General features: G+C 55.3%; 18 protein-coding genes and 1 pseudogene. 11 read left to right on the plus strand and 8 right to left on the minus strand.

The window, feature by feature from the left end; all coding sequences use genetic code 11:
• Positions 1–1,817: FISUMP domain-containing protein (locus tag BUB22_RS09145; RefSeq protein ID WP_305773999.1), on the plus strand; the 1,817-nt coding region annotated here is incomplete at its 5' end.
• A gap of 146 nt (positions 1,818–1,963) precedes the next feature.
• On the opposite strand, the gene BUB22_RS09150 is transcribed toward BUB22_RS09145, so the two are convergent.
• A complete protein-coding gene (locus BUB22_RS09150) occupies positions 1,964–2,389 on the minus strand; it encodes an ACT domain-containing protein (protein ID WP_072808187.1) in 426 nt (141 codons plus the stop codon).
• A gap of 11 nt (positions 2,390–2,400) precedes the next feature.
• Entirely contained in the window at positions 2,401–3,738 is a 1,338-nt protein-coding gene (locus BUB22_RS09155) for a phenylacetate--CoA ligase family protein (protein WP_072808184.1), read from the minus strand.
• A 275-nt stretch (positions 3,739–4,013) separates the two neighbouring features.
• Here BUB22_RS09155 and BUB22_RS09160 point away from each other — a divergent pair, with 275 nt between their 5' ends.
• The 3 genes from BUB22_RS09160 to BUB22_RS09170 all read left to right on the plus strand — a co-directional run bounded on the left by BUB22_RS09160 (position 4,014) and on the right by BUB22_RS09170 (position 9,300).
• The gene (locus BUB22_RS09160) at positions 4,014–6,773 is read left to right on the plus strand and encodes a BamA/OMP85 family outer membrane protein (protein ID WP_254794702.1); all 2,760 of its coding nucleotides are present in this window, start codon (positions 4,014–4,016) and stop codon (positions 6,771–6,773) included.
• 16 nt (positions 6,774–6,789) lie between these two features.
• Positions 6,790–7,305: an OmpH/Skp family outer membrane protein gene (locus BUB22_RS09165; protein ID WP_073114874.1), complete on the plus strand. Its 516-nt coding sequence runs from the start codon at positions 6,790–6,792 to the stop codon at positions 7,303–7,305.
• Between the two features lie 87 nt (positions 7,306–7,392).
• A complete protein-coding gene (locus tag BUB22_RS09170; protein ID WP_073114875.1) occupies positions 7,393–9,300 on the plus strand; it encodes a SulP family inorganic anion transporter in 1,908 nt (635 codons plus the stop codon).
• 347 nt (positions 9,301–9,647) lie between these two features.
• Here the strand turns inward: BUB22_RS09170 and BUB22_RS09175 are convergent, their stop codons facing one another.
• From BUB22_RS09175 to dnaG, 3 genes are read right to left on the minus strand one after another with little or no spacing between them, the layout of a single operon-like run.
• Positions 9,648–10,622 carry a SufB/SufD family protein gene (locus BUB22_RS09175; RefSeq protein WP_073114876.1) on the minus strand — a complete coding sequence of 325 codons (975 nt, stop codon included), beginning with the start codon at positions 10,620–10,622 and terminating at the stop codon, positions 9,648–9,650.
• A 2-nt stretch (positions 10,623–10,624) separates the two neighbouring features.
• Positions 10,625–11,368: a Fe-S cluster assembly ATPase SufC gene (gene sufC / locus BUB22_RS09180; RefSeq protein WP_073114877.1), complete on the minus strand. Its 744-nt coding sequence runs from the start codon at positions 11,366–11,368 to the stop codon at positions 10,625–10,627.
• A gap of 4 nt (positions 11,369–11,372) precedes the next feature.
• Complete coding sequence (gene dnaG, locus BUB22_RS09185) at positions 11,373–13,298, minus strand: DNA primase (protein WP_073114878.1); 1,926 nt, start codon at positions 13,296–13,298, stop codon at positions 11,373–11,375.
• A 698-nt stretch (positions 13,299–13,996) separates the two neighbouring features.
• Between dnaG and BUB22_RS16715 the strand changes: the two genes are divergently transcribed.
• Together BUB22_RS16715 and BUB22_RS09200 are read left to right on the plus strand one after the other, a co-directional pair.
• Entirely contained in the window at positions 13,997–15,556 is a 1,560-nt protein-coding gene (locus BUB22_RS16715; protein WP_175547276.1) for a fibrobacter succinogenes major paralogous domain-containing protein, read from the plus strand.
• 8 nt (positions 15,557–15,564) lie between these two features.
• Positions 15,565–16,455, plus strand: coding sequence for a fibrobacter succinogenes major paralogous domain-containing protein (locus BUB22_RS09200; protein WP_083535480.1), 891 nt, complete (start codon positions 15,565–15,567; stop codon positions 16,453–16,455).
• On the opposite strand, the gene BUB22_RS09205 is transcribed toward BUB22_RS09200, so the two are convergent.
• The 3 genes from BUB22_RS09205 to BUB22_RS09215 all read right to left on the minus strand — a co-directional run bounded on the left by BUB22_RS09205 (position 16,452) and on the right by BUB22_RS09215 (position 19,644).
• On the minus strand, positions 16,452–17,792 hold the full coding sequence (locus BUB22_RS09205; protein ID WP_073114882.1) for an MATE family efflux transporter: 1,341 nt from the start codon (positions 17,790–17,792) through the stop codon (positions 16,452–16,454). The two genes, BUB22_RS09200 and BUB22_RS09205, sit on opposite strands and share 4 nt — an antisense overlap.
• Positions 17,793–17,920: 128 nt before the next feature.
• On the minus strand, positions 17,921–18,433 hold the full coding sequence (locus BUB22_RS09210; RefSeq protein ID WP_072808157.1) for an acyl-CoA thioesterase: 513 nt from the start codon (positions 18,431–18,433) through the stop codon (positions 17,921–17,923).
• On the minus strand, positions 18,430–19,644 hold the full coding sequence (locus BUB22_RS09215) for a DegT/DnrJ/EryC1/StrS family aminotransferase (protein ID WP_073114883.1): 1,215 nt from the start codon (positions 19,642–19,644) through the stop codon (positions 18,430–18,432). The genes BUB22_RS09210 and BUB22_RS09215 overlap by 4 nt, the downstream gene beginning before the upstream one ends.
• A gap of 111 nt (positions 19,645–19,755) precedes the next feature.
• On the opposite strand from BUB22_RS09215, the gene rpsT reads away from it, so the two are divergent.
• From rpsT to BUB22_RS09240, 5 genes and pseudogenes are all read left to right on the plus strand, one after another.
• A complete protein-coding gene (gene rpsT / locus BUB22_RS09220; RefSeq protein WP_072808151.1) occupies positions 19,756–20,016 on the plus strand; it encodes a 30S ribosomal protein S20 in 261 nt (86 codons plus the stop codon).
• A gap of 199 nt (positions 20,017–20,215) precedes the next feature.
• Positions 20,216–20,779 (plus strand): annotated as a pseudogene (locus tag BUB22_RS17350) (ATP/GTP-binding protein); the annotation flags it as partial.
• 403 nt (positions 20,780–21,182) lie between these two features.
• The gene (locus BUB22_RS09230; RefSeq protein ID WP_072808144.1) at positions 21,183–21,599 is read left to right on the plus strand and encodes a roadblock/LC7 domain-containing protein; all 417 of its coding nucleotides are present in this window, start codon (positions 21,183–21,185) and stop codon (positions 21,597–21,599) included.
• Positions 21,600–21,610: 11 nt separating this feature from the next.
• A complete protein-coding gene (locus tag BUB22_RS09235; RefSeq protein ID WP_073114884.1) occupies positions 21,611–22,120 on the plus strand; it encodes a hypothetical protein in 510 nt (169 codons plus the stop codon).
• Positions 22,121–22,124: 4 nt separating this feature from the next.
• Positions 22,125–24,998 (plus strand): hypothetical protein, encoded by a 2,874-nt coding sequence (locus BUB22_RS09240; RefSeq protein WP_073114885.1) that lies wholly within the window; start codon positions 22,125–22,127, stop codon positions 24,996–24,998.
• The last annotated feature ends 220 nt before the right edge of the window (positions 24,999–25,218 follow it).

Here is a 25,218-nt window from a genome sequence, read left to right on the forward strand (position 1 = left end):
CGGCCCCCGCGTTCGAACAGCACGTGACGAACTTCTGGATGCAGGAACTCGGCGTGGACACGTGCTCATCCGACAACGAAGGCGCGCTCTTCGCCGTGAAGAACAGTCACTCCACTTACTACGCCGCGAACGATTCCGCATACACTGACGGCGACAGCAACCTGGTGCGCTTGATATGTGCTGCTTACGGCAATTCGTTTGCATGGCGTTTCGCGACTGACATCGAGAAGGATGTAGCGGCGCTTGGCGCTGCGGGTGATGGCGCTGTAAAGCGCGGCTCGATCGACACGACGAACGTCTACGTGAAGGAAAATGGCGCTTGGCGCCGCGGTACGGAACTTGATGCAAGAATCAAGGCCTGCGTATTCGCCAATAGGGGCGAAACCGATAGCGTAATCGTGAAGCACGATACGACGTGGTACATCTGCGATGATAGTGATGACGCTTTGGTGCCCACTGCATGGCGCAAGGCTACTACCGCTGAGGCCGACACGGCGCTTTTCGGCACCCCCGATGGGGAGGTTGCAAAAATCGGCAATGTGAACGAATCCCATGTTTACGTTTATGAAGATACTTCGGGAAAGGGCGGTTATGCATGGCGCCGCGGAACGAATCTGGATATGTTGGATAGCCTGGGTCCCTGCACAAAAAATAACTTGAACAAGACTAGGAGTGTTACGGTTGGCAAAACCCAAGTCTGGTACACTTGCGCCTCTGACCAAGTTGTTTTAATGAATAATAAACTGTTACCCTGTGCTTGGCGCGAGGCGACCGATATAGAGAAGGATGTCACGAAGTTACCCAAGAATCCTGATGAAGCGACTGTTCGCAGGGGACCGCTGAATCCGAACATGTACTATGTATACCAGGATAAAGGTTGGCGTTACGGAACAGCCTTGGATAGCCTGCTAGGGAAGGCTTGTATTACAGATGGTGATTATTCTACGCCTGCCAAGTACGATGGCTTGTATTATGTGTGTACGAACCAGGTTGCGTCGGATACCGTGCGCAAGTGGGTCGTTGCTTCTGATATATTCAATGATACTTGGGAAATGCAGGGTGAATGTAAGGAATTTGGTGAATATGGCTATGGTAATATTCTTATCGGTCGAGTGAATACACAAAATAAGTATGTGTGTGAAGATGGATTGTTTAGGCCGGCAAATAGTGGCGAAATTGATTTTGGCCGAGTTTGTGTTGGCTATATTGAAAATAGTATTTATAAAGTAAAAGGGAGTTTCAAAAAATGTGTTAATTCGGAATGGAAATCGTTTGATCCGCAGTATGTAACGGGGGTGCTTAAGGATACTGATGGACATAGCTATAAGACTGTAGCAATAGGGAACCAACTTTGGATGGCGGAAAATATGAATCGCGTAACAGATGGTAGTTATTGCTATGAGGAAAATGCTGCAAACTGCGATATATATGGTCGCCTTTATACACATGGTGCAGCAAGTCAAGTTTGCCCCAAAGGATGGCGTTTGCCAGATCAAACAGAATTTAGTACGCTGGTTAGTTCAGTAGGCGGTTCCGACTATGCTGGATATTTACTGAAGTCGACGACACGTTGGGTTGAAGAAAGAATGAGTGGGAATGGCTCAGATCGTTATTCTTTCAGGGCTTTGCCTGCAGGTCAAAGAAAGAATGACGGAAGTTATGCTAAAGTAAATTACGATACATGGTTTTGGTCTACAACGACTTCTTCTGCACTTAGTTATTATGCATTGCACTTTATGAATATTGCTGATGACGGATATGTTTCTGCGGTTGGAGATGAAACGGCTAACTCCGTCCGCTGCATCCAGGACAACTAGCGCGTAGCGCCCTGTGCGCACCTAGGATATCTGAAAAACTGAAGCCTCCCTCGGGAGGCTTTTTTGCAAAAAAAGATCCCCGCTTTCGCGGGGATGACAACTAAGGTCGCGGGGATGACAACTAAGGTTGCGGGGATGACGGCTCGTTATCCCAGCAGTTCTTCCTTGCTGATGGCCTTGAAGTTCGTGGCCTTCAGGGCTTCGATGGCCTTGTCCACGTCCTGGAAGCGCAGAATCATGATGTTAGAGCCGTTTAGGGTGGAGGGGTAGGCGTACATGTAGTCGATCTGCTGGCTACCGACCGCAGTGGAGAGCAGTTCGGCGAGGCCACCGATGGCGGCGTTCACGGGGCAGGCGACCACGTCGGTGATGGTGGCGCTGAGGCCTGCCTTGGCGAGCACGTCTACGGCCTTTTCCGGGTCACTCACGATAAGGCGGATGAGCCCGAACTCGCCGGAGTCGGCAAGCGTGAGCGAAAGGAGGTTCACGCCGGCGTCGGCAAGGGACTTGCACACCGCCTGGAGACGGCCCGGACGGTTGGAAACGAATACTGAAACCTGAGGGATTTTCATGTTGGACCTCCTTACATCTTCTTTCTGTTGTCGATAACTCTCTTGGCCTTGCCTTCGCTACGCGGCAGCGAATCGGGTTCGCACAGCGTGACGATAACGGAAATGCCGAGAATCTGTTCGATGGAGTGCTTGAACTTCTTGTTCAGCTGTTCCATGTCGCTCATGGAGTCGCTCACCATGTCGCGGGAAACTTCCACCTTCACCTCGAGCGTGTCCATGTTGTTCTTGGTGTCGAGCACAATCTGGTAGTGCGGCAATGCCTTCTCTGCGCGGAGGAGGGCCGTCTCGATCTGGCTCGGGAACACGTTCACGCCGCGCATGATGATCATGTCGTCGCTACGGCGGCCAATGCGGCGGATGCGGCGGATGGTACGGCCGCACTTGCACTTGGTCTTCTCGATGGCGGTAATGTCGCGGGTGCGGTAGCGGATGATGGGCATGGCCTTCTTGCTGAGCGTAGAAAGCACGAGTTCGCCCTCTTCGCCGTCCGGGAGCGGTTCAAGCGTTTCGGGGTCGACGATTTCGGGGTAGAAGTGGTCTTCGAAAATGTGGATGCCGTCGCGGCACTCGCATTCGCAGCCCACGCCCGGGCCCACTATTTCGGAAAGGCCGTAGATGTCGTACGCCTTGATGCCGGTCTTTTCTTCGATGTAGTCGCGCATGCCGTCGCTCCACGGTTCTGCACCGAAGATGCCGCGCTTGACCTTCAGGTCGCGGATGTCGACACCCATCTTTTCGGCGACGTCGATGATGCGGACAAAGTAACTCGGGGTTCCGCCCACCGCAGTGACGCCGAAATCCTTCATGAGCATCACCTGGCGTTCGGTATTGCCGCCGCTGATGGGGATGACGGTTGCACCGAGGGCTTCGAAACCGCCGTGGATGCCGAGACCGCCGGTAAACAGGCCGTAGCCGAAGAAGTTCTGCACGATATCGGTGCTGCGGAAGCCGCAGGCGAGCAGCCCGCGCTTCACGACCTGGGCCCACACGTCCATGTCTTCCTTGGTGTAGCCGACCACGATGGGCTTACCCGTGGTGCCCGAACTTGCGTGCAGGCGCACGACTTCGCTCAGGTCTACGGCGAACAGGCCATACGGGTAGGTGTCGCGCAAGTCCTTCTTCATGGTGAAGGGGAGCTTGGCCACGTCCTTGAGGGTCTTGATATCTTCGGGCTTTAATCCCTTCTCGTCCATGCGTTCACGGAAGAGCGGGACCTTCTCGTAGGCAAGTTTCACGGTGGCGCGCATACGCTGCAGCTGCAGGTCGCGCAATTTTTCTTCGGGCATAAAATCCAGCGCCATTTCGGGCAGGACCTTGTTTTCTTCGTCATTCCAGGCGGTTGAACGCATATAATCCTCAATAAAGAGTGGTTTAAATTTTTACGGAAAGTAATTTAGTCTTTTTATGGCTGAGAAAAAGAAAAATTTTTGAAAATGTTTTCTGTGACGCCGCTTTTCTTGCGCTTGGCACCGCTTTCTTTACATTACGTGAAAAGTTGACGAACAAAGTGCGTTTTTCGGCAAATCCGGTTGGGCAGAAAGTTTCAATTTTTGTATTTTTGTGCGGTATTTTAAGTTTTTTTGAATCTATAGGTAGGTTTATTCTGCGTACCCGTCTGTTTTTATTGATTCTGTGTATTGTTGGTCTTGTGCAGGCCCAGCTGTTGGACATGTCCCAGATGCCTGTGGACTATATGGCCGAAAACAAGGTGAGGAAGGTCAAGGTCGAAGGTAACGTGAACATGGACCAGCGTGCGGTGTTGAGTCGAATCGGCATCCGCGACGGCCAGACTTTTTCGCCCACGATCCTTTCTGACAAGGTCCAGGAGGCGGTGTCCGCCCTCTACAAGTCGGGCCTCTTCGACGACGTTTCTGCATGGGTCGACTACATCGACAACAGCACCGAGGTGGACCTCATATTCAAGATTAAGGAACTGCCCGCCCTCGATACGGCGGTGCTGGACGGTAACGACGAGATTTCCGAGGACGACTTGCGCCTCAAGATGCGCCTGATTCCGGGCCAGGTGTACAGCAAGAGCCAGCTGGAACGTGACCGCCAGGCGATGATCGACTACTACCATTCCGAAGGCTTCTTGCTTGCCGAGGTGGGCTACCGCGAGACTCCCGTAGACGACAACAAGAACATGGTGACCTTCATTATCCGCGAGGGCGAGAAGGTGAAGGTGCGCGATATCAAGATTACGGGTAACGACAACGTGCCCGCGATAGACATTACCGACCACATGCTCACGAAGGTGGACCAGTGGTACGGTGGTGGCGAGTTCAAGGAGACTGTATTTGAGGCCGACCGCGACACGGTGTTGAACGCCATCCGCCACTTTGGCTACCTGGATGCGGAACTGACCGAATACCGTGCCGAATACCTGCCGGATTCCAGCTGCCTGTTCTACCTGGGCCGCATGGTGCCGGTGGGCGAACGTCTGCAGCCGCTCTACGACCAGTTGAACCGCGCGATGGGCGACCCGGCGACTGCCATATACAAGATGGCGGGCAAGCCCACGATGCAGGTCTCGCACTTCTTCCGCGCCTCCAAGGAAATGTCGCACCACGGGTACGTGACCCGTCCGCTCCCCCAGGTCAAGGAAGAGGAAGACGCCCTCAAACTCATCAACGACATTATCCGCTACGAGGATTCCCGCAAGGAATGGCTCAAGATTGTGGAAGGCCGCAAGTTCAACAACCCGAAAATCGATTCGCTCAAGAAAATCAAGAAACTCTCGGAATACGAGGAAAAGTTGCTCGTGCGCTACATGATAGAGGACATGTTCCCGCTGTTGAACAAGTACGACAACATCCACACTTCGAGCGATATATGCATCCATATCGGCATGGTGGAAGGCCGCCGTTACTACATGGGCAACGTGCACTTCTCGGGGAACGAAGTCCTGAACGACAAGGTGCTCGGGTATGCGTTCCGCCTGGATAGCGGTGCGGTGTTCGACCAGTACCTCTACGATGCCTCCAGGAAGGCTCTGCTTGAAGTTTACCGCGAAGATGGCTACCTGTTTGCCCAGTTCGACGAGGAACGCACGTTCGTGAACGATTCCGTGGTGAATCTCACGTACCGCATGCGCGAAGGCCTGCCCGCGAGCATCCACAAGGTTTATATCCACGGCAACACGAAAACCAACGAGAAGGTTATCCGTCGCGAGGTGCGCCTGTATCCGGGCGATACGTACCGCCAGTCCCTGCTGGAACGCAGCTTCCGCGAAATCATGCAGCTCAACTACTTCGACATGGTCGTGCCCGATATCAAGATTTACGGCGAGCAGGAAGTTGACCTCGACTTCACCGTGCAGGAGAAGGAAGCGGGTACCGGCCAGTTCAGCCTGGGTGTATCGTACAGCGAGAGCGACGGCCTTGTGGGTACGGCGAGCATCTCTATCCCGAACTGCTGTATGGGTGACGGCCAGGCCGCAAGCCTGAGCGTGGAATACGGTGCCGACAAGAAGAGCGCCTCCATCAGCTTCCAGGAACCCTGGCTGCTCGACAAGCCGATTACGCTCGGTGCAAGCCTCAGCTACTCTTGGTGGAACATGGAAGATTACGGCGACCCGAACATTACCCGCTACGGTGGTTCCGTGTACCTGGGCAAGCGCCTCAAGTGGCCTGACGACTACTTCTACGGCCAGGTCGGCTACAGCTGGCTCATGAACAAGCAGGGCCCCAACATCGACGGCAGCTATGTGGTTTACACCGGTATCGAATCTGCCATCAACTTCCGACTGGTGCGCGACGACAAGAACCTGCCGCAGTTCCCGACGGAAGGTTCCCGCTACCAGCTTGATATCCAGGTGGCAGATGGCGCGCTGTTCAGCGACTTCGAGTTCATCAAGACGGAACTCACCATCAAGTGGTGGTTCCCGCTGTTCCGCGACCGCCTCGCGATTGCGCTTACCAACGAGTACGGCGTTATGTTCGGCGACCAGTTGCAGTACCGCACGCTGTTCACGATGGGTGGCGTGATGGGCTACGAAGGCAACATGCGCGGTTACAGCTCGGGCTCCATTGGTTACCGCCGCCTGGGCCGCAGCTACCAGTACACGGGTGCAGAACTCCAGCTCGGCATTGTGCCGCAGGTGTTCTACCTGTTGCCGTTCTTCTTTGACGCCGGTAACGTGTTCGGTGAACGCTATGACCCCAAGACGAAGGTCGCAAAGCCGAGCAGGAACCCGCTCAGCGAATGGGACCCGACGAGCCTCAAGAAGGATATCGGTTTCGGGTTCCGCGTGGTGGTGCCGATGCTCGGTATTATCGGGTTTGACTTCGCCTGGCCGCTCGATGTGGGCGAAACCTATACGGGCCTGCAGCGCAGCAAGGTGGGCGACATGGAATTCAACTTTGTCATCGGTCAGGGATTCTAAGGAATCGGGAGGCTCTATGATTCGCAAGGTTCTAATCGCTTTGATGATGGTTTTCGCGTGCGCGAGTTTCGCCGAAGACGGCCTGCGCATCGCTCACGTGGATTCCAAGCTCATCTTCGACGGCTACAAGGGCACGAAGAAGGCGCAGGAAGAATACGACCGCCAGGTGGCCAAGTGGGAACAGCAGGCGAACCTCTTGCAGAAGGAACTTTCCGCCATCAAGGAAAAACTCGACAAGCAGTTGCTGATGCTCAGCGACGAAAAGAAGCGCGAACTCGAGGCGGAATACAACAAGAAGGATATCGAGCTCAAGACGTTTATCGACCGCGTGTATGGCCGTAAGGGCGAGCTTGTGACCCAGAACGAGAAGGTGAGCGCGCCCATTATCCAGCTTATCCGCAAGGCGGTGAACGAGATTGCCTTGCAGGAAGGCTACGATATGGTCGTGGACCGCGCGACGGGTGCGGTACTCTTCTGGAAGAAGGAAAACGACCTGACCAACAAGGTGCTTGATTACCTGAACAGCCGTTAGTACAAAAAAATTGCGGGTAAAATCCCCCTACACAAAACGTGTAAATTTTTCTAAATTTGGCGCCGTCTTTAAATCACGGAGTGCCAGATGACCAATATTCACGCCAAGGAATCGTTCAAGAACTTCCTACTGGGCGTAAAAGCGACCGTAACCCCTGAATCTGTCCGGGTACTCCGCCGGGGTTACACCAAGAAAAACTTCGTGAGCGACCTGATGTCGGGCCTTATCGTGGGAATCCTCGCGCTCCCGCTCGCCATCGCATTCGCCATCGCCTCGGGCGTGGGCCCCGAACAGGGCCTGTACACCGCGATTATAGCGGGTTTTACAATTTCCCTGCTGGGTGGTAGCCGTTTCCAGATTGGCGGCCCCACGGGTGCCTTCATCGTGATTGTCTACGGTATCGTAAGCCAGTACGGCTACGACGGCCTGGCTTCCGCGACGCTCCTCGCGGGTATCTTGCTCATTATCTTTGGCATCGCGAAGTTCGGTGCAATAATCAAGTTCATTCCGTACCCGGTTACGGTGGGCTTTACCGCGGGTATCGCCATCATCATCGCGCTCGGCCAGGTCCCGAACTTCTTCGGGCTCCGCTTCCTCGCGAAGGACCCGGCCGATGCCATCGGGAAAATCAAGCTGTATGCGACTTCGTTCGATACCGTGAACATGTATGCGGTAATTGTGGGGCTCGTGGCGCTTGCCGTTTGCATCCTGTGGCCGAAGATCACCACGAAGATTCCGGGCTCGCTTGTCGCGATTGTGGTCGCGACCGTGATGGTGAAGGTGCTTGGCTGGGATGACCCGCTTACGGGTCACGGCGTGGTGACCATCGGCATGAAGAACCATATCCCGACCGGGTTCCCGGTGCCGCACCTGCCCAACATAAGCATCGAGATGATGCAGAAGGTGTTCCAGCCGGCACTCACGATTGCGATTCTCGGTGCCATCGAGTCCCTGCTAAGTGCGGTCGTTGCCGACGGTATGACCAGCACCAAGCACCGCTCCAACACCGAACTTTTCGGCCAGGGCGTGGCGAATATCCTTTCCCCGATTTTTGGCGGTATCCCCGCGACGGGCGCGATTGCCCGTACTGCGACAAACATCCGTAACGGCGCGGTGAGCCCGGTTTCGGGCCTGGTGCATGCGGTCGTGCTCCTGCTCATTATGCTCGTGCTCGGCAAGTATGCCGAAATGATCCCGATGGCGGCGCTTGCTGCAGTGCTTTTCCAGGTGGCGTTCAACATGTGCGGCTACCGGAGCTTCATCAAAATGTTCAAGGCCCCGAAGAGCGATATTATCGTGATGCTCGTGGCGTTCTCCCTCACGGTGATTATCGACCTCACTGTGGCAATCGAAGTGGGCGTGTTGCTTGCGGCGGTGCTGTTTATCAAGCGCATGAGCGATGTGTCCGAGATGGAAACGGTGACCGAGGCCCTCAAGGATGACGACGAGGAGGCCGCGCACAACGAGCTCAGCCGCCAGGTGCCGAAGGGCGTGGTGGTTTATGAGTTGGCCGGTTCGCTGTTCTTTGGCGCGGTCGACAAGTTCAAGGACACGATGGCCCGCATCTCAGACAAGCCGAAGATTCTTATTCTGCGCATGCGTAGCGTTTCAAGCATCGATGCCGCAGGCATCCAGATGATCGAGGACCTGCTGAACCGCTGCAACCGCGAAGGGACGCAGCTCCTGCTCAGTGGCGTGCATGCCCAGCCCGTGGTGGCCTTGACGCGTGCCGGCGTGCTCAAGCAACTCGGTGAAGAAAATGCCCTCGGGAACATTGACGCGGCGTTGAACCGTGCGCGCGAACTGCTTGGCCTGCCTGTGGTGGATGCCTCGCACGAGGTTCCGCAGGCGCCCACCGTTTCTTGGGAAAAGAGCCTCGACAAGCCGTGGATGCCCGAGGAATCCAACGCCGCGATTGCCGAAGAGACGCCCGAAGTTATTGCCGAGAAGATGATGGACGAACCCATCAAGATTATCGAGAACGAGAAGAAGTAGCGAAAAATTGGGAACTTGGTTCCCGCTTGTCAAGGACCGTTCGCATTTCGCGTGACGCAAATCGCAGTGTGATTTTCATTACTTTGAAAATGGAATATTGCATTCTATATTATGGAGCGTAAGGATAAGGGATGGATAAAATGATGACAACAATTCTCAAGGATCTCGCGTCTAGAACGTTCTTCGCGAACTTCATGGTTGCCTTCATGGGCGTAACACTCTACCTTCTTAATACTCTCTCATAAAATTTCCAATCGACTCCTAAAAAAGACCGCCTCTTGCGTGAGAGGTGGCCTTTTTTTGTGAGAATTTCGGCGCGAGGCAAACTTTTTTGCCGAAGTTTTCGCTTAGATTTCCTGTAAAAGGCGCTTTTTTGCGGGGCCTTCGGGCAGGGGCGCAAAGGTGTCGAACGCAAAGGCGTTCATGAGCATCTTGCGGGCCGCCTTTTCGGGGATTCCTCGGCTTACCAGGTAGAACATCTGCTCGGCGTCGAGTTCGCCCACGGTATTGCCGTGCGTGCATTCCACGTCGTCGTGGTAGATTTTCAGCACCGGCTTCACGGAAACGCTGCTGTTTTCGGAAAGCAGGATGGTGTTCACGAGCTGGCTCGAGAAGGCCTTGGTGCAGTCCGCATTCACGATGACGCTCCCGTCGTAGCTGGCGGTTGCGTTGCCGTCGAGCAGGTTGCGCGAAAGCTGCGTGCTCGTGGTTTCGGGGGCGTTGTGGTAGATGTGGAGCCTGTGGTGGCTCGACGATTCCCCGCCGAGGATATTCAGCGTGCGTGCGTCAAAGTTTGCCCCTGCTGCGTTCAGGAAGGCGTCGATGCTCACGCGGGTAATGCCGTTCCCGCGCTCGATGGCCGAAAAGCGCACGTTGCTGCCGGCTGCCTGCGTAATGCGGAAGTGCCGGAAGGTGAGCGGCAGGTCGTTCGCGGGGTTCGCGAAGAATATCTCCACGTCGGCGCCTTCGCCCACATTCACGTCGAACCGTTCCGCGCAAATCGGGTGCATCACCTTGTTGTCGAGAATCTCGATGCTCACTTTTGCGTTCTTGCCGATGTTCAGCACGGTATGCCCGAAGTCGTTGTTGCACTTGAGCATCGCCATCTCTTCGGAACCGTCGGCGATGTTCTGGACCATCGTGCGGGCGTTTTGCGCCACCGGGAGGAGTGCCGCGAAGTCGTTTTCTTCAGCAAAGTCGTCACTGCAGGTGCACGCGTCGGGGAATTCGGGCGCGGGAATCTTTGCCACGGGGAAGAACGTCCACAGTTCGTTGTTCCTGCGGGGCATTCCCAGTTGCTTTATGCGGGTAATGGCGTCCATCGTTATTCCTCGATCCAGTCGTAGCCCTGTTCTTCGAGCTTGAGGGCGAGTTCGGGCCCGCCGGTCAGGATAATCTTTCCGTGGCGCAGTACGTGCACGTAGGTGGGCTTGATGTAGTCCAGGAGCCTCTGGTAGTGCGTCACCAGGATAACCGCCTTTTCGGGGCTCATGATGTGGTTGATTCCGTTTGCCACGATGCGGAGCGCGTCGATATCTAGGCCGGAGTCCGTCTCGTCGAGGAAGCTCACCTTCGGGTCGAGAATCGCCATCTGGAGGATTTCGTTCCTCTTCTTTTCGCCGCCGCTCATGCCGTCGTTCACGCCGCGTTCACGGTAACGCTCGTCCATTTCGAGCAACTGCATTTTTTCTTCGCAAAGCTTCTTGAAGTCGTTGTCGTTTATCTCGGGCTGGCCGAGGTACGCGCGCTTGCTGTTGAGCGCCATCTTCAGGAATTCCACGTTGTTCACGCCCGGGATTTCGGTCGGGTACTGCGTGCTGATGAACAGCCCGGAGTTCGCGCGGTCGCTGATGTCCATCTCGAGCAGGTTCTTTCCGTCGAGTTCTACGCTGCCCTCGTCCAGGTGGTAGGCGGGGTGGCCCATGATGACCTTCGAGAGAGTGCTCTTTCCCGAGCCGTTCGGGCCCATGATGGCGTGGACTTCGCCCGGTTTCACCTCGAGGTTGATTCCCTTGAGGATCTGTGTACCGTCTTCGATGCTTGCTTTGAGATTCTTGATTGATAACATAGGGCTATCCTTGCGTGGCGGCTAGAATATGTAATAGCGGTTGTTTACTTTTTATAAGCTGGTCGGCGAGTGCGTCGAGCGAAAGCTTGCCCTGCTTGTAGAGGCTGTAGAGCTTTTCCATGTTCTGCATGAACTTGTTCAGGTCGAGCCTTTTCTGCACGCCTTCGGGCGTGTCGAGCGCAATACCCTTGCGGAACCGGTCGCAGAGCCGCAGGTTCAACACCATGAGGCTTTCGTAGAATTCGTAGATTTCTTTCGGGCTGGTCCACGTTTCTTCGGGCAGGTTTTCCATGAACTGCTTGAGCAGCGGGGAAAGTTGCTCGTAGAGCGTCTGGGGCGAAAAGTAACCTGTTTCGGTGTAGCCCGCGATGACCGTGTTCACGAACTCGTCGATGATGCTCGATTCGAAGAACTGTATGCCGCTTGCGGCGAGTTCCACGTCAAAGTATTCACAGGCGCGGTCCAAAAGCGTGGGGTTGCGGACAAGCAGGTTCGCAAAGCGCACCTCGAGCGGAGAGAGAAGTTCCCACGGGACGCGTTCGGGTTCGGCAGACTGTTGCGGCACTTCGCCGTACTCCGCGTATTCCGCGATATCTTGCGGGGCTTGGGGTGCGACTGCCTTGGGTTTCTTTTGCGGGCGGATTCCCTGGATGCCTTCCAGCGAGGGCTTCGTGTTGAAACGTTCGGCGATGAGTTCTACGTACTGGTTCTGGAGTTCCTTGTCCTGGATGCTCTTGACGACGGATTTCACGTAAGTGATAAATTTCGCGCGGTCCTCGATGCCCTGGAGGTCGCTGTTGTGCGAAAGGTAACTGAGCCAGTCCTCTGCGCCCTTTAGTTGCTCGTGGAACGCTTCGGCTCCCTGCTCGTTCACGAAGTTGTCCGGGTCAATCTTTGTGCCGTCGGGGCGGGAGAGCGCGAAGATTCGCGGTACGATTCCCTTCGGGAGCACAATCTCGATGGTGCGGTGTGTTGCCTTGCGCCCTGCCTCGTCGCCGTCGAACACGAGGTATGCGGTTTTCGCGTAGCGGGCGAGGATATTCGCGTGAAATTCGGTGAGGGCGGTGCCCGATGCCGCGACCACGTTTTGCACGCCGCCCTGATAGAGGCTGATGAGGTCGAAGTAGCCTTCCACGATGATGACCGCATTCTCCTTTGCGATGGCAGTGCGGCTGTGGTTGAGCCCGAAGAGAATTTCGCTCTTGTTGTAGAGGGGCGTTTCCGGGCTGTTCATGTACTTCGGGCGTTCGAAGCCTTCCTGCTTGGGCGCGAGGTCACGGCCCCCGAATGCGACGACTGTCCCCGACTGGTTCTGGATGGCAATCATCAGGCGGTCGCGGAACTTGTCGTCGATTCCGCCGTTCTTCTTTTCGACGGCGAGGCCCGCCCTGAGGCAGTCCTTGGGCGAAAAGCCGTTCTTTGCCGCATAGGCGATGAGGCCTTCGCGCTTGTCGGGGGCGTAGCCGATGTGGAACTGCTTGCGTGTCTGTTCCGAAATGTTGCGCTTTGCGAGATATTCGAGGGCTTTCTCGCTCAGCGAGAGCTGCTGCTCGAACCAGTTGCAGGCAAGTTCGTTCAGCTTGCGGATCATGCCCTTTTCTTCTTGCACTTCCGCGTTTTCTTTTGATGCGAACTTGGGAAGGCTGAACCCGACGAAGTTCGCGACCCACTCGACGGCGCCATTGAAGTCGATTTTCTCGTGTTCCTGCACGAACTTAAAGACGTCGCCGCCCGCACCGCAGGCAAAGCACTTGTAGATGCCGAGCGTCGGGTTTACCGTCATGGAGGGGGAGTGGTCGTCATGGAAGGGGCATACGCCCACGAAGCGGTTTGTGCCGGAGCGTTTCAGCGGCAAGAACTGCTGAATCACAAGCGAAATGTCCGCCTGCGATTTGAGCTGCTGAATGACATCTTCCGGGTAAAAGGGCATGCGCCAAAGATAGTTTTTTTGTTTGATTAATGTTTGCTACGAGGGGCACTTCGCACGCTCACACAATCACTTCGTTCCAGTGTTCGCTTTGCGAATTGCCCCTCTCCGCAAAAAAAACGATAAAGTCTCTGTTTGGGAATAGTTTATTGCTATGGCGCATGTAGGAGATGAGCGGCGGGAGGAAATCCTCGTGGCTGTTAGTCACTTCGGATTTCCTTTAAACTGCAGGGGAAAGATTAAACTGCTTTTATTCAGGTAATGTTTGCTGCGAGGGGCGCTTCGCACGCTCACACGATCAGAAAAATATGAAAAAATGTGAAAGTGGCGGTGAAATGGAGTAAAAAGTGTCGATTTCACCGCCAGAAATTAACTTGTGTGTATTGAAATGTATCTTTTTCTTGTCGCGGAGGGTGTTGACGGCGGTGAAATGGGGTAGAAAATGCGAATTTCACCGCCAATAATCGCGGAAGAACTTCATTTTATGCCGAATGTTTACAAATAAACTAACAAAATGGCGGTGAAAATAGCAAAAAAGTTCCGATTTCACCGCCACTTCGGCATTTTGAGCGTAAATGGATATCTTATATTTTATGCAGGTAATGGAAAAAGGAGGAAATATGACGAATTTGTGGTGTCATCCTGGATTGCGGTCATCCTCGCCCGTTCGGCAAGCTCAGGACAGGCTCTGGCGAGGATCCATGCATCTTGTATTTGCGCTTTTCTTGGCGTTTTTCTTTGTCGCCTGTAGCGACAACGATAGCGATGTTACGACCCCGCCTTCGAACGATTCTTCATCGAGCGTGTGCAATGACTGCGAAGATGGTTCCTCGTCCAGCGTTACACCGCAGTCGAGCAGTTCCTCAAAGGTCCCTGAGCCTGTCGAAGGGTCCAGTAGCAGTACTATATCCAGCAGCAGTCCGGTCACTTTGGCAACGCCCTGCAAAACAGAGACGGTAGACAGCTGCGAATACGGCGAATTAACTGACGACCGCGATGGCAAAAAATACAAGACGGTAAAGATTGGTGACCAGTGGTGGATGGCGGAGAACTTGAACTACGAAACAGGAAGTAGCGATTGCTTCAGTTATGGAAATCCCAATTGCGTCAAGTACGGGCGCCTTTATGCTTGGGGTGATGCAATGGATAGTGCAGGGACATGGAGCACGAACGGCAAGGGTTGTGGCCGTTTTGGGAAGGATTGCTCGCCGATTTATCCCGTGCGCGGGATATGCCCTAACGGTTGGCACCTGCCGGACACAACGGAATGGGGAACCTTACTTGCCGCGGTTGGCGGTAGAGAAATCGCTGGTAAAAAACTCAAGTCCATGTCTGGTTGGTATGATTACAAAGGTGAAAAAGGCGGCGGCACGGATGATTTTGGGTTCTCGGCGCTCCCTGCAGGCCTTTTGGGTGACGATGGGTATTACGACGAAGGCGAAGCCGCGTATTTCTGGAGTTCTGTACAGCGCAGGAGCCTTGATGCGTATGAAGTGTTCTTGTGCAACCAATGGGACAAGGCGGAAATGTCCAAGTTTACCGGCAGTAAGGACTATCTTATTTCGGTCCGTTGTATCAAGGACGATGCTTCAAAGTCTTCGTCTAGCGTTACCCCGCAGTCAAGCAGTTCCTCAAAGGTCCCTGAGCCTGTCGAAGAGTCCAGCAGCAGTCTGGTGGAGCCGTCTTCGTCTAGTTCGGTCACTTTGGCGACTCCATGCAAAACCGATAGCACGGACACTTGCGAATACGGCGAGTTGGTGGATGACCGCAATGGTCAGGCTTACAAGACAGTGAAAATTGGTGACCAGTGGTGGATGGCGGAGAACCTCAACTTCAGAACGGACTCTAGTTTCTGCTACAATGATTCTGCCGAGTATTGTGAAAAGTACGGCCGTCTTTACATGTGGGGTGCTGCGTCATCCGCTTGCCCTAGTGGTTGGCACTTGCCGGACACAACGGAATGGAAAACTTTGATCAATGCTGTCGGTGGACAATCGACCGCTGGCAATGTGCTCAAGTCTATGTCCGGAAGGAATAGTAGTGACAACGGTACGGATGATTTCGGGTTCTCGGCGCTCCCTACTGGTTATAGGAATGAAGATGGGGATTACTTCGACGAGGGTAGCGACCCGGACTTCTGGAGTTCTACGGAGAACGGTAACAGCTACGCGTACCACATGGACTTGGGATCCGGCGACTATGCGTACTTGGGCTGCATCTATAAGGTCGATGGGTTCTCGGTCCGTTGCGTCAAGGATTAGGAGAAATTATGAAGAATTTGTGGTGTCATCCTGGATTGCGGTCATCCTCGCGTAGGCGAGGATCCATACATCTTGTATTTGCGCTTTTCTTGGCGTTTTTCTTTGTCGCCTGTGGCGACGACGATAGCGATTTCGCGGTGCGGCCTTCGGATGGCTCGTCGTCGAGCGTGTGCGGGGACTGCGATGACGGGTCTTCTTCCAGCGTCAAGTCGAGTAGCAGTTCTGCGAAGTCATCGAGTTCGGTCACTTTGGCGACTCCATGCAAAACAGAAACGGAAGACAACTGCGAATACGGCGAGTTGGTAGATGGCCGCGATGGTCAGGCTTATAAGACTGTAAAGATTGGCGATCAGTGGTGGATGGCGGAGAACCTGAATTACGAAGTGGATTCTAGTTTCTGCTATAACGATTCTGCCGAGTATTGTGAAAAGTTCGGGCGCCTTTACAGGTGGGCTGCGACGGTAGGCAAGTCGGAGAGTGAATGTGGCTATGGCTATACATGCTCTCTGCCATCAGGAGACCTCCAGGGTGTATGCCCTAGTGGCTGGCACCTGCCGAGCAGGGCTGAATGGGAAACTTTGATTAACGCTGTAGGTGGAAAATCAACCGCTGGCATAAAACTCAAGTCCTCATCTGGGTGGAATAGCAGTGGCAATGGCACGGATGCCTTTGGGTTCACGGCGCTTCCTGCTGGCGACAGGAACGTCAGAGGGGAATTTAGCCTTGAGGGCCGCGACGCGTTCTTCTGGAGTTCTACGGAGAACGATAGTAGTTACGCTGACTGCATGCTCTTGCGCTTCGGCTACGACGATGGCGGCATGCGCTTGCGCTACGATGATGCGCTCCTGGATGACTTCAGTAAGTATTTCGTGTTCTCTGTCCGTTGTATCCAGGACTAAACCACGGCCTTGCTTTTCCAGCGGCCGCTGCGCCAGCGCCAGATGTTCGCGAACGAGCGGTAGAATTCGTCGCTTGCCATGCCGAGCCAGAGGCCGGGGAGGCCTAGCCCCACGACAAACGCGAGAATGAGCGAAGTCGCAAGCCCGAGCGTCCACATCATGCCGCTCCCGACAATTGCGGGGAACTTGGAATCGCCCGCGGCCCTGAGCGATGTGGTGAGGATGAAGTTCACCGCCTTGAACGGCTGTACGGCCACGTCGCACCAGAGGCAAATCTTGCCGAGCCTGAGAACTTCGGGATTGTCAGTGTAGAGCCGTAGCAGGTGCTCGCCCAAGAGAGCGACGATTATCGAGAGCAAGAGCCCGCTCGTGATGCCCACGGCGAGCGTCTGGTAAACGCGGCGGTTCGCCTTCACAAAATCGTGCGCGCCCACGAGATGCGCCACGAGAATCTGGTTTCCGCTGCCGAGGCCGACCCCGAGAATCACGGAAAGGGCGGCGAAGTTACCCGCGAACACGCGGGCGGTCATCGCGGTGGTGCCCACGTACACGACCATCGCGGTGATGAACACCTGGAAAAGCTGGAAACTGATGGGTTCCGCGGCGGCGGGGAGGCCGATGCGAATCCAGTCGGGGAGGAGTATGCGGGAGCGCTTCCAGTCGCGGGCCCTGCTCTGGTGCTTTACCTTGAACTTGAGCACCAACCACAGGATGCCCGAAGATATCAGCCACGAGAGCGCTGTGGCGAGGGCCACGCCGTAAACGCCCATCTTGGGAAGCCCGAAATACCCTTCGAGGAACACGACGTTCAGGCCGGCGTTACTCGCGATGGTGAGCGTGTTGCCCACGAGGTTCCATACGGTAAGGCCGTGCGTGGCGATGAGGGCGGTAAGGATGGTCTGCAATGCACGGAAGGCGAACCCGAACGAGACGACGCTCAGGAACATCATCGCGTATTTCGCGGGTTCCTCGGTGAGGCCCATCCATTGCGGGATATGCCCTGAAAGCGGGAAGATGACGAGCGTGAGCGCCACCCCGAGCAAGATGCTCCCGAAGAGGACCATCGTCTGCGTGCTGTTCGCGTGGCTGTTCTGCTTGGCGCCGATGTACTGCGAGACGATGCTTGCGCCGGACTGCGCGAAGGCGTGGAGCGCTGTAAACAGGGCGCCTAGAATCGGGAGCATGGCGCCGACGCCCGCGGCCGCGGTTTCGGAAGTGCGCGAGAGGAACCAGCTGTCCATCATGGGCTGGATCATGCCCACGGCGAACGTGAGGATAAGCGGCCAGGAGAGGCTTATCAGGGAGCGGTCTTTGACGTCTTTTTGGGGTCCGCGCATGGCACAATTTTAGAAATGGGAAGGGGCCCGCGAAAGAGCCCCGAACATAAATAATGGTTCCGCCTGTATACAGTTTAAAACGTCATCCTCGCTCACTGGAATGTCATCCTCGCGAAGGCGAGGATCTTTTACTGGAGTTTCTTCCCCAATTCAATCCTTGCTTCGCGGCGGACAAGCGCCTGCTCGTAGCGGCGGCGGGCTTCGTCGGAATCGGGTTCCACGGGGGCAGTGGCGGTGGGCCTGCCGTTGTCGTCGATGGCGACGAACGTGAAATAGGCGTGCGCGACCGGGAGCTCGGCTCCGTTCTCGGGGTCGGTCTCGGTTATCTTGAGTCCGATTTCCATGGAGGTGTTGAACACGCGGTTCATGCTCGCGTGGATATTGAGGATGGTGCCGACCGCAGTCGGGCGGAAGAACCGCACGCCGTCGATGGAGACGGTGTTCACCTTGCGGCCTGCGTGCTTGAAGGCGACGATGCAGGCGGCTTCGTCCATGAGGCTCATCAGGTAGCCCCCGAAGGCGTTGTTCAGCGCGTTCGTATCAACGGGGTGCACGATGGCGTGCGATTCCAGTGCGGACTCCGAGACCTTGCGGGGAGTCTTGTCGTTGGCGATTCCGGGTATCAGGCCTGTATTTCTCATAGGACGGACCTCAGCTTGTTTATGACAAAATCTACATCGGTAAAGGCGCAGACGGGGAGGCTTACTGCCTTCTGGCTCGCCATGATGGCGTTCCTGTTTTCGCTGCCCTGTGCGAGCCCCCTGAAGCAGGGCTGTTTGTGCAGCGGCTGCGGGTAGTGGATGCAGTGCGGGATTCCCGCTTTGTCCAGTTTCTTGATAAATGCTTCGCGGTCGTCGGCCAGCACGGTGTACTGTGCGTAGGTGCTGGTGCATCCGTGCTCGATGTATTGCGGCACGATTCTTGCACCCGCAGAAGCACCGGCACCCGCATTGACTCTCACGTTGTATTCCGCGAAAAATTCGTCGTACTTGCGGGCGTTCTCGCGGCGCACCTTCAGTTCTTCTTCGAGGTGGCGGAGCTTTACCCGCAATATGGCGGCCTGCAGGGCGTCGAGCCTGCTGTTCATGCCCACGGTCTCGTGCAGGTAGCGTTCCTTGCTCCCGTGGTTCGCGAGCATGCGCACCTTCTCGGCGAGCTGCGCATCAAGGGTAAAGATGGCGCCGCCGTCGCCGTAGCAACCCAGCGGCTTGCTCGGGTAGAAACTCGTGATGGAAATAGTGGCGAGGGTGCAGGCGCGGCTCGTTATGATATCCGAATATGGCGGCACTCCGATGTCGTACTTCGCCCCGAATGCCTGTGCTGCATCTTCTAAAAGCCAGAGGTCGTTCGCGACGGCGATTTCCCATAGCTCGTTGAAATCCGCAACTTGCCCGAACAGGTCCACGCCGATAATCCCGCGTGTCTTGGGACCAATCAGCGCCTTTACGCTTTCCGGGTCGATCAGGAGCGTTTCGGGGTCGATGTCCGCGAAACGCGGTGTGCCGCCCAAAAAAGCGACGCATTCCGCCGGTGCGATGAACGTGAAGTCGGGTACTATGACCTCGTCCCCTGGTTTAATCCCGAGCGCCATGAGCGCGATGGTGAGGGCGTCGGTGCCGCTTGCGCACGTTATGACGCTGGTTTCGGGGTCCGCACGGTCTTTTCCAGCAAAAGAGCCCTGCTTTCCGGCGTCCGAATTCCCGGATTTGCAAAAATCTGCAAGTTCCTTCTCGAGGGCTGCCACTTCCGGCCCGCCAATGTAGCATCCGCTGTCCAGAACGGCGCGTTCTGCGGTCTCGAGTTCTTCTCGATAGGCCTCTCTTTGCGCTGTCAGGTTCACGAATGGCATCATAATGGCTAAAATTTAGCAAATTCGCCCAATTTGGGGACTTGACAAATTCCCATTCTTTACTATCTTTGTCCCTACAAAAAATTTTAAGTAGGTTTTACCCGGAGATATAAGGTGCCTCAACATCAATCTTGCAAAAAGCGTTTGCGTCAGGCCGAAAAGGCCAATGCCATGAACCGTGCTGCCCGCGCAGAAATTCGCGCAAGCCTCAAGGTCATCCGTACTGCTACCTCTAAGGATGCCGCCCTTGCCGAAATGCCGAAGCTTTTCCGTCTGTTGGACGTTGCTGCCAACAAGAGCCGCGCTGGCTTCAATGCGAACCGTGCCGCCAACTACAAGGCCAAGGTCGCAAAGCTCGTTAACGGCTTCGCCTAATCGTTAGGCAAACGGCTTAGTCCGGTTTAATACCGGTGCATACCCCTGCACCGGTGTTTTGTGTTTTTTGAGATGTGCATAAATATGTGATGAACTTCTCAAAAGTGGCGAAAATTCCGAAAAAACGCCCTTTTTGACAATATCGCTAAATCATTGATTGATAATTTACTAGATTACGGACAAGTATCAAGGATTAGAAATGTCTTCAATCAATTTTGCAACACGCGAAATCAGTTGTAAGGTGGTGTATTACGGACCGGGTCTTAGTGGCAAGACCACGAACCTGCAGGTAATCCACCAGAAGATGCCTTCGGACAAGCGCACGGACATGGTGTCGTTGGCTACCGAAGGTGACCGCACGCTGTTTTTTGACTTCCTTCCGCTGAATCTTGGTGATATTAAAGGCTTCAAGACCCGTTTCCAGTTATACACGGTCCCCGGCCAGGTTTATTACAACAGTACACGAAAGCTCGTGCTCCGCGGTGTAGACGGTATCGTGTTTGTCGCTGACTCGCAGCGCTCCCGCCAGGCCGAAAACCTCGAGAGCCTCCAGAACCTGCGGCAGAACCTGCAGGACTACGGCATGGACCTCGACGATATGCCGTTCGTGCTCCAGTACAACAAGCGCGATATGGAGAACGTGTTCACCCTCGAAGAGATGAACGCGGAACTCAACCCGCGCAACGTGCCGTTCTTCCCGGCTACGGCCCACAACGGCAAGGGCGTGGTTACGACCCTCAAGACTATCGCGATGCTCGTGATTGAAAAGTTCAACGTGAAGCAAGGGTTCCTCCGCAAGGCGGCCGAAAGCGTGAACAACACGGGCGTGCACGACGTGAACCTCACCAAGGAAGGCGTTTCCGTATCGCAGGCGGCACCTGCACAGCCCGCCGCTCCCGCCGCTCCCGCGGCAGCGACCCCGTTCAAGATGCCCTCGTTCGCAGCCAAGCCCCCTGTCGGCGCAATGCCGTCTAGCGGTGGCAGTCCGTTCCAGAAACCGGTGTCGTCCCCGTTTGGCAGGCCCCGTGCCGTGCCGCAACCCCCGCGCATGCCGACGTTCGGCCGCGTAGTGGACAAGGGCAATGCGGAGGTGTCGGACGACGAAATCGAACTGCGCCCGTACGTGCCGAAAAAGAAGTAGTTTACGACTATCGTAGCAGGTTTGAATGAGTGATTTTACGATTTATTCTGATGACGTAGGTAAGGTTCGCAGGCTCATGCTCGCTTACCAGGCGAGCGTCAAGGCTGACTATATCGTACTCTGCCATCGTGACGGTTCCATTATCGCCGAAGTTGGCTCTCTCGGTATCGATGCGACTCCGCTTGCCGTGCTCAGCACCGCGTCATTCGACTCAGCAAAGCAGGTCGGACTTATGCTTGGCGGCGAAACGTTCCAGTCCGTATCCTATTCGGGCGAAAACCGCTCCATCTACATTTCCCCGGTCGATGAGGCGCTACTGCTGGTGCAGGTCTTCCCGGGCTCCAGGCTCCCGAACCGCATCGACGACTTCAACCGCCTGTTGGTCGAAAAACTTGTGGATGCCGTTCCCGCGTTCACGCAGAACACGAGTAAACTCAGGTAGGAGCCCTTCCCGTGGCAGGCCTTCCGCCACTTCGCAACTTGAGAAAGACGACCGTCGTCGTGGCGCTTGTCTTTTTTGCTTTTTTCGTTCACCGGTTCGTCAACTTCTGGATGGAGGACTCCTCGTACCAGAATTTCTACGGAGCGGAACTTTCCCCTGCGCAGAGCGTGGTATGCCGTGACGTGGTGCGCGGCACTCCCTTCGGCGTAGATACTGTTTTTGAAGAAACGACGCGCCTGTATTTCTACTCCACGATCTCGAACGCCGTGAGCTATTCCGGCGATACGCTCCTGCATATCTGGTTCTGGGGCACGGATACCATCCAGAAGGTGCCCTGCATCCTGAAGACCGAGGAAACCCGCAAGGGCATGGATTCACGCGGACAGTCGCAGTCGACCCTTAGCGTGTGCCATACCGAAATCGCCCCCAAGCTGCTCAAGCCCGGAGAGTGGAGCGTTGACCTGGTTGCCGGGCGTAAGCTTTTATCTAGCAAGCAATTCCGGATAGAATCCGATAGGTAGCCTTATGTGGCGAATGCTTCTTGTGGGCGCCTTTGTGGCGGTAGAGGCCTTCGCTCTCGATATTGATTCGCTCCCGGTGTGGAACCCCGAGATTCTCGTGCGAGGCGTTGAGCCTGTCGTGCAGGATTCGGCGGGTACGCAGTCGCGCCTGGAGACGCACGGAATCAAGACCATGCAGGTGACGGTGGGCGACGGCGATACGCAGGTCGACCAGATGCTCAAGCTTTCCATAATGGGCTATGTGGGCGACAGCGTGTACATCGACGCATTGCTCAGCGACGTGGACCGCAAGGCGGGCGACCAGACCACGGCGACACTGCAGGAAGTGGACCAGGTGTATTTCCGCGCCTCGTCGAGGCACTGGATGCTACATCTGGGCGACCTTACTTGGACTGACTTTGACCTGGGACTCATGTCAATAGAACGGAGTACACTGGGGGCAATGGTTGGGTTTAAGACAAATTTGTCTGAAGTGCGGGCGGCGGCAGGTACGGGCGAGGCAAACCGCATTGTGCGTACGTTCAACGGTGTGAGCGGACAGCGCGAAGGATATGCGCTTAGCGCGTTCGGTGAATACATCTCGGTGGTTCCCGGTTCCGAATCCGTATGGCTGAATGGCGAAAAGTTGCAGAGGGGTACCGATTACGAGGTGAACTATGCGGGCGGCCTCCTGAATTTCAAGGGACTCCGCATGCCAGGTATCGAAGATGAAATCCGCGTGGAGTACGATGCTTACGATGAAGACCAAATCGAGAACCTGTATGCGGCTACGGGTAAGTTCCGGCATCCGAATTTATACCTGGACGTATCGGGTTTCCGCCTGGAAAATGATGTGAGCCGCTTAAAGAAGGGCGTATGGACCGACGAAGACTATGTGCAGTTGAAAAATGACGACGGAAGCGATTTTGTGCGTAACGATTCGCTCGGGAGCCTATCCCGCCCGTCAAAGGTAGATGCGGCTGCAGCAAGATTGCGATTCCAGGGGAGGCACCGCTATTTTATTGACCTTGAACTAGCCATGTCGCGGCGTGATTCCAATACGGTTTCGGAAAACATCGGTGGGCCCGAGGGCCGCGCCTTCCGCTGGTTCTTGACAACGGATTCTTCTGCGGCGATGAAACGCTTCCCGGTGGCTTTTTCCGTGTATGGCAATTATGTCGAGAATGGCTTTGATGTTACGGGATTCAAGGGGAGCGATGACGACTGGAGTTCGTACAAGCTAAAGGACGAGTGGGACCTGGACAGTTCCTTGCTTTCCCGCGGGAATTACAGGCACGATGAATTCGCGATGCGTGTCCGCTTGGGGCCGGAATGGTCGGGCAACTTGTCGTGGGGCTACCGCCAGGGCGATGACATGAACTGGAATTCCTCGCGCATAAAGGGAACGCTGGTACACAAGCAGGAAAACCGCGTGGGGGAAATTTCCCTCGTGCATGTGCAGAGCGAGGCGGAGGCGGAGCGCCGGCGTTTCCAGGGCATGTTCTCCGAGAAGTGGATCCGCGGCCTGGTGCAGCCCCTTGTCGGGGCGGATATCCGCTATACCGAACGTGATAGCGCATCGCTTGACGATGCTGAACTTTCGCTACGGGGCAATGTGGGTACCGTGCTTGCCGCAAGTTCCTGGAATGTGCGCGAGGTTGTCGAAGTATGGAAAATAAGCCACGGCGGTGATTCCTACTTTGAGCCCGGAGAAGAAACTTTCGACGACTGGGTCGATTCCCTGAGGCAGATAAGGTGGACGCAGTCGGCGGAAATGCACTTCAAGGATTTTGACCTTTCGCACTTTTTGCAGTACGAGCACCGCGACCTGGAGGCTTCGGGCGAGGAACACGCCTGGGCGGGCGACCTGAACGCAAAATTCGGCAACGAGCGTACCGGAATACAAGGGAATGTTTCGTACAAGCTGGGGCTTACCGAGGAACAGACCTACACGGCGATATACAAGGCGGTGGCGAAGGGCACGGGCGATGTGCGGTACGATAGCCTGACAGGCGCGTTTATCGAGGGCGTGGATAACGGCGACTTCGTGTACGAGGGCATGGGCCGTAACGATTCCATCGGGGCGGTGCTTGCTTCGAACGCGAGTTTTAACGCGAGCCTCGAGTGGTCTCCCGGCCGTGCGTTCGGCATAGATTACGGTATCCTTCGCGATATAAAGCTAGGCGGTACGCTCAGCCTGGTTACCGAGGATACGTCGGGCAAGATAATCTACTTCCCGATGATATTGCCGTCTACGCTCAGTGATTTTTCTTCGGGTTCCATACAGTGGACGGGCAATGTGGAATGGGCTCACCCTTCGGGAGCGACGCTCGCGTACAAGCCTTCTGCTGCGTTTGACAAGAAGCTTTCGTTTATCGAATACTACGAGTCGGTTTTCCATCACGAAATTGTGGGCGGATTCCGGATAAACGATAACCATTACGTGGGGGCGGAAGCGTTTATGGAAAACGTGGAACTGCAGGCGTTGCAGAATTTGGAGTGGAATATCAAGAGTGTTGCGGGCCGTTACCGTTTCAGTTTTCTGGATGGATTCAGTATTGAACCCGGTGGCCGCTACCGTTACGGCTCCGGCGAAGAAATTGCTGGCAATGAATTTGACGCGTATCTCTGGGAGGCGAGCCTGCGGTTCGGCTATACGAGAACCAAGTTGTTCGACGGGTTTGCGCGATTCTCGACGGTGCGGGTAGAAACCGACGATAATATCCCGTACCAGATGATGTCGGGGTACAGCGCTGGCATGACATACCGCCTGGAGGCATCGGCGCAGCTGTCGGTGAACCAGAACATTTCTTTTGGACTGCATTATGTTTTGCGCTTCGGTGATGCGGAAGAGAATATTTTCCAGAAACTTTCGATGGAAGCGAGGGCGATGTTCTGATAATTGATGATGGATGATGGAGAATGGATGATGGAAAATGGATGATGTGTAATGTGGAATGTGAAGTGTGGAATGTGAAGTGCGGGGTGTGTCATCCTGAGCCCTTCGACAAGCTCAGGGTAAACTCCGTGCCAACGGCACGAAGTCGATATACGAAACTAGTCAACTTGTTGACTTAGTTGAGTTAGGTTCGAAGGAGCAGGATCTAGTTGAAAAGTGA

The organism is Fibrobacter sp. UWCM (assembly GCF_900129735.1).
Taxonomy (GTDB): Bacteria; Fibrobacterota; Fibrobacteria; order Fibrobacterales; family Fibrobacteraceae; genus Fibrobacter.

Bases quoted from the DNA above. Each gene is read 5' to 3' on its own strand.
- BUB22_RS09165 (WP_073114874.1), top strand. From the start codon at position 6,790: ATGATTCGCAAGGTTCTAATCGCTTTGATGATGGTTTTCGCGTGCGCG.
- BUB22_RS09155 (WP_072808184.1), bottom strand. From the start codon at position 3,738: ATGCGTTCAACCGCCTGGAATGACGAAGAAAACAAGGTCCTGCCCGAA.
- BUB22_RS09215 (WP_073114883.1), bottom strand. From the start codon at position 19,644: ATGATGCCATTCGTGAACCTGACAGCGCAAAGAGAGGCCTATCGAGAA.
- BUB22_RS09210 (WP_072808157.1), bottom strand. From the start codon at position 18,433: ATGAGAAATACAGGCCTGATACCCGGAATCGCCAACGACAAGACTCCC.
- dnaG (WP_073114878.1), bottom strand. From the start codon at position 13,298: ATGCCCTTTTACCCGGAAGATGTCATTCAGCAGCTCAAATCGCAGGCG.
- BUB22_RS09175 (WP_073114876.1), bottom strand. From the start codon at position 10,622: ATGGACGCCATTACCCGCATAAAGCAACTGGGAATGCCCCGCAGGAAC.
- BUB22_RS16715 (WP_175547276.1), top strand. From the start codon at position 13,997: ATGCATCTTGTATTTGCGCTTTTCTTGGCGTTTTTCTTTGTCGCCTGT.
- BUB22_RS09170 (WP_073114875.1), top strand. From the start codon at position 7,393: ATGACCAATATTCACGCCAAGGAATCGTTCAAGAACTTCCTACTGGGC.
- BUB22_RS09150 (WP_072808187.1), bottom strand. From the start codon at position 2,389: ATGAAAATCCCTCAGGTTTCAGTATTCGTTTCCAACCGTCCGGGCCGT.
- BUB22_RS09205 (WP_073114882.1), bottom strand. From the start codon at position 17,792: ATGCGCGGACCCCAAAAAGACGTCAAAGACCGCTCCCTGATAAGCCTC.
- sufC (WP_073114877.1), bottom strand. From the start codon at position 11,368: ATGTTATCAATCAAGAATCTCAAAGCAAGCATCGAAGACGGTACACAG.
- BUB22_RS09200 (WP_083535480.1), top strand. From the start codon at position 15,565: ATGAAGAATTTGTGGTGTCATCCTGGATTGCGGTCATCCTCGCGTAGG.
- BUB22_RS09240 (WP_073114885.1), top strand. From the start codon at position 22,125: ATGTGGCGAATGCTTCTTGTGGGCGCCTTTGTGGCGGTAGAGGCCTTC.
- BUB22_RS09230 (WP_072808144.1), top strand. From the start codon at position 21,183: ATGAGTGATTTTACGATTTATTCTGATGACGTAGGTAAGGTTCGCAGG.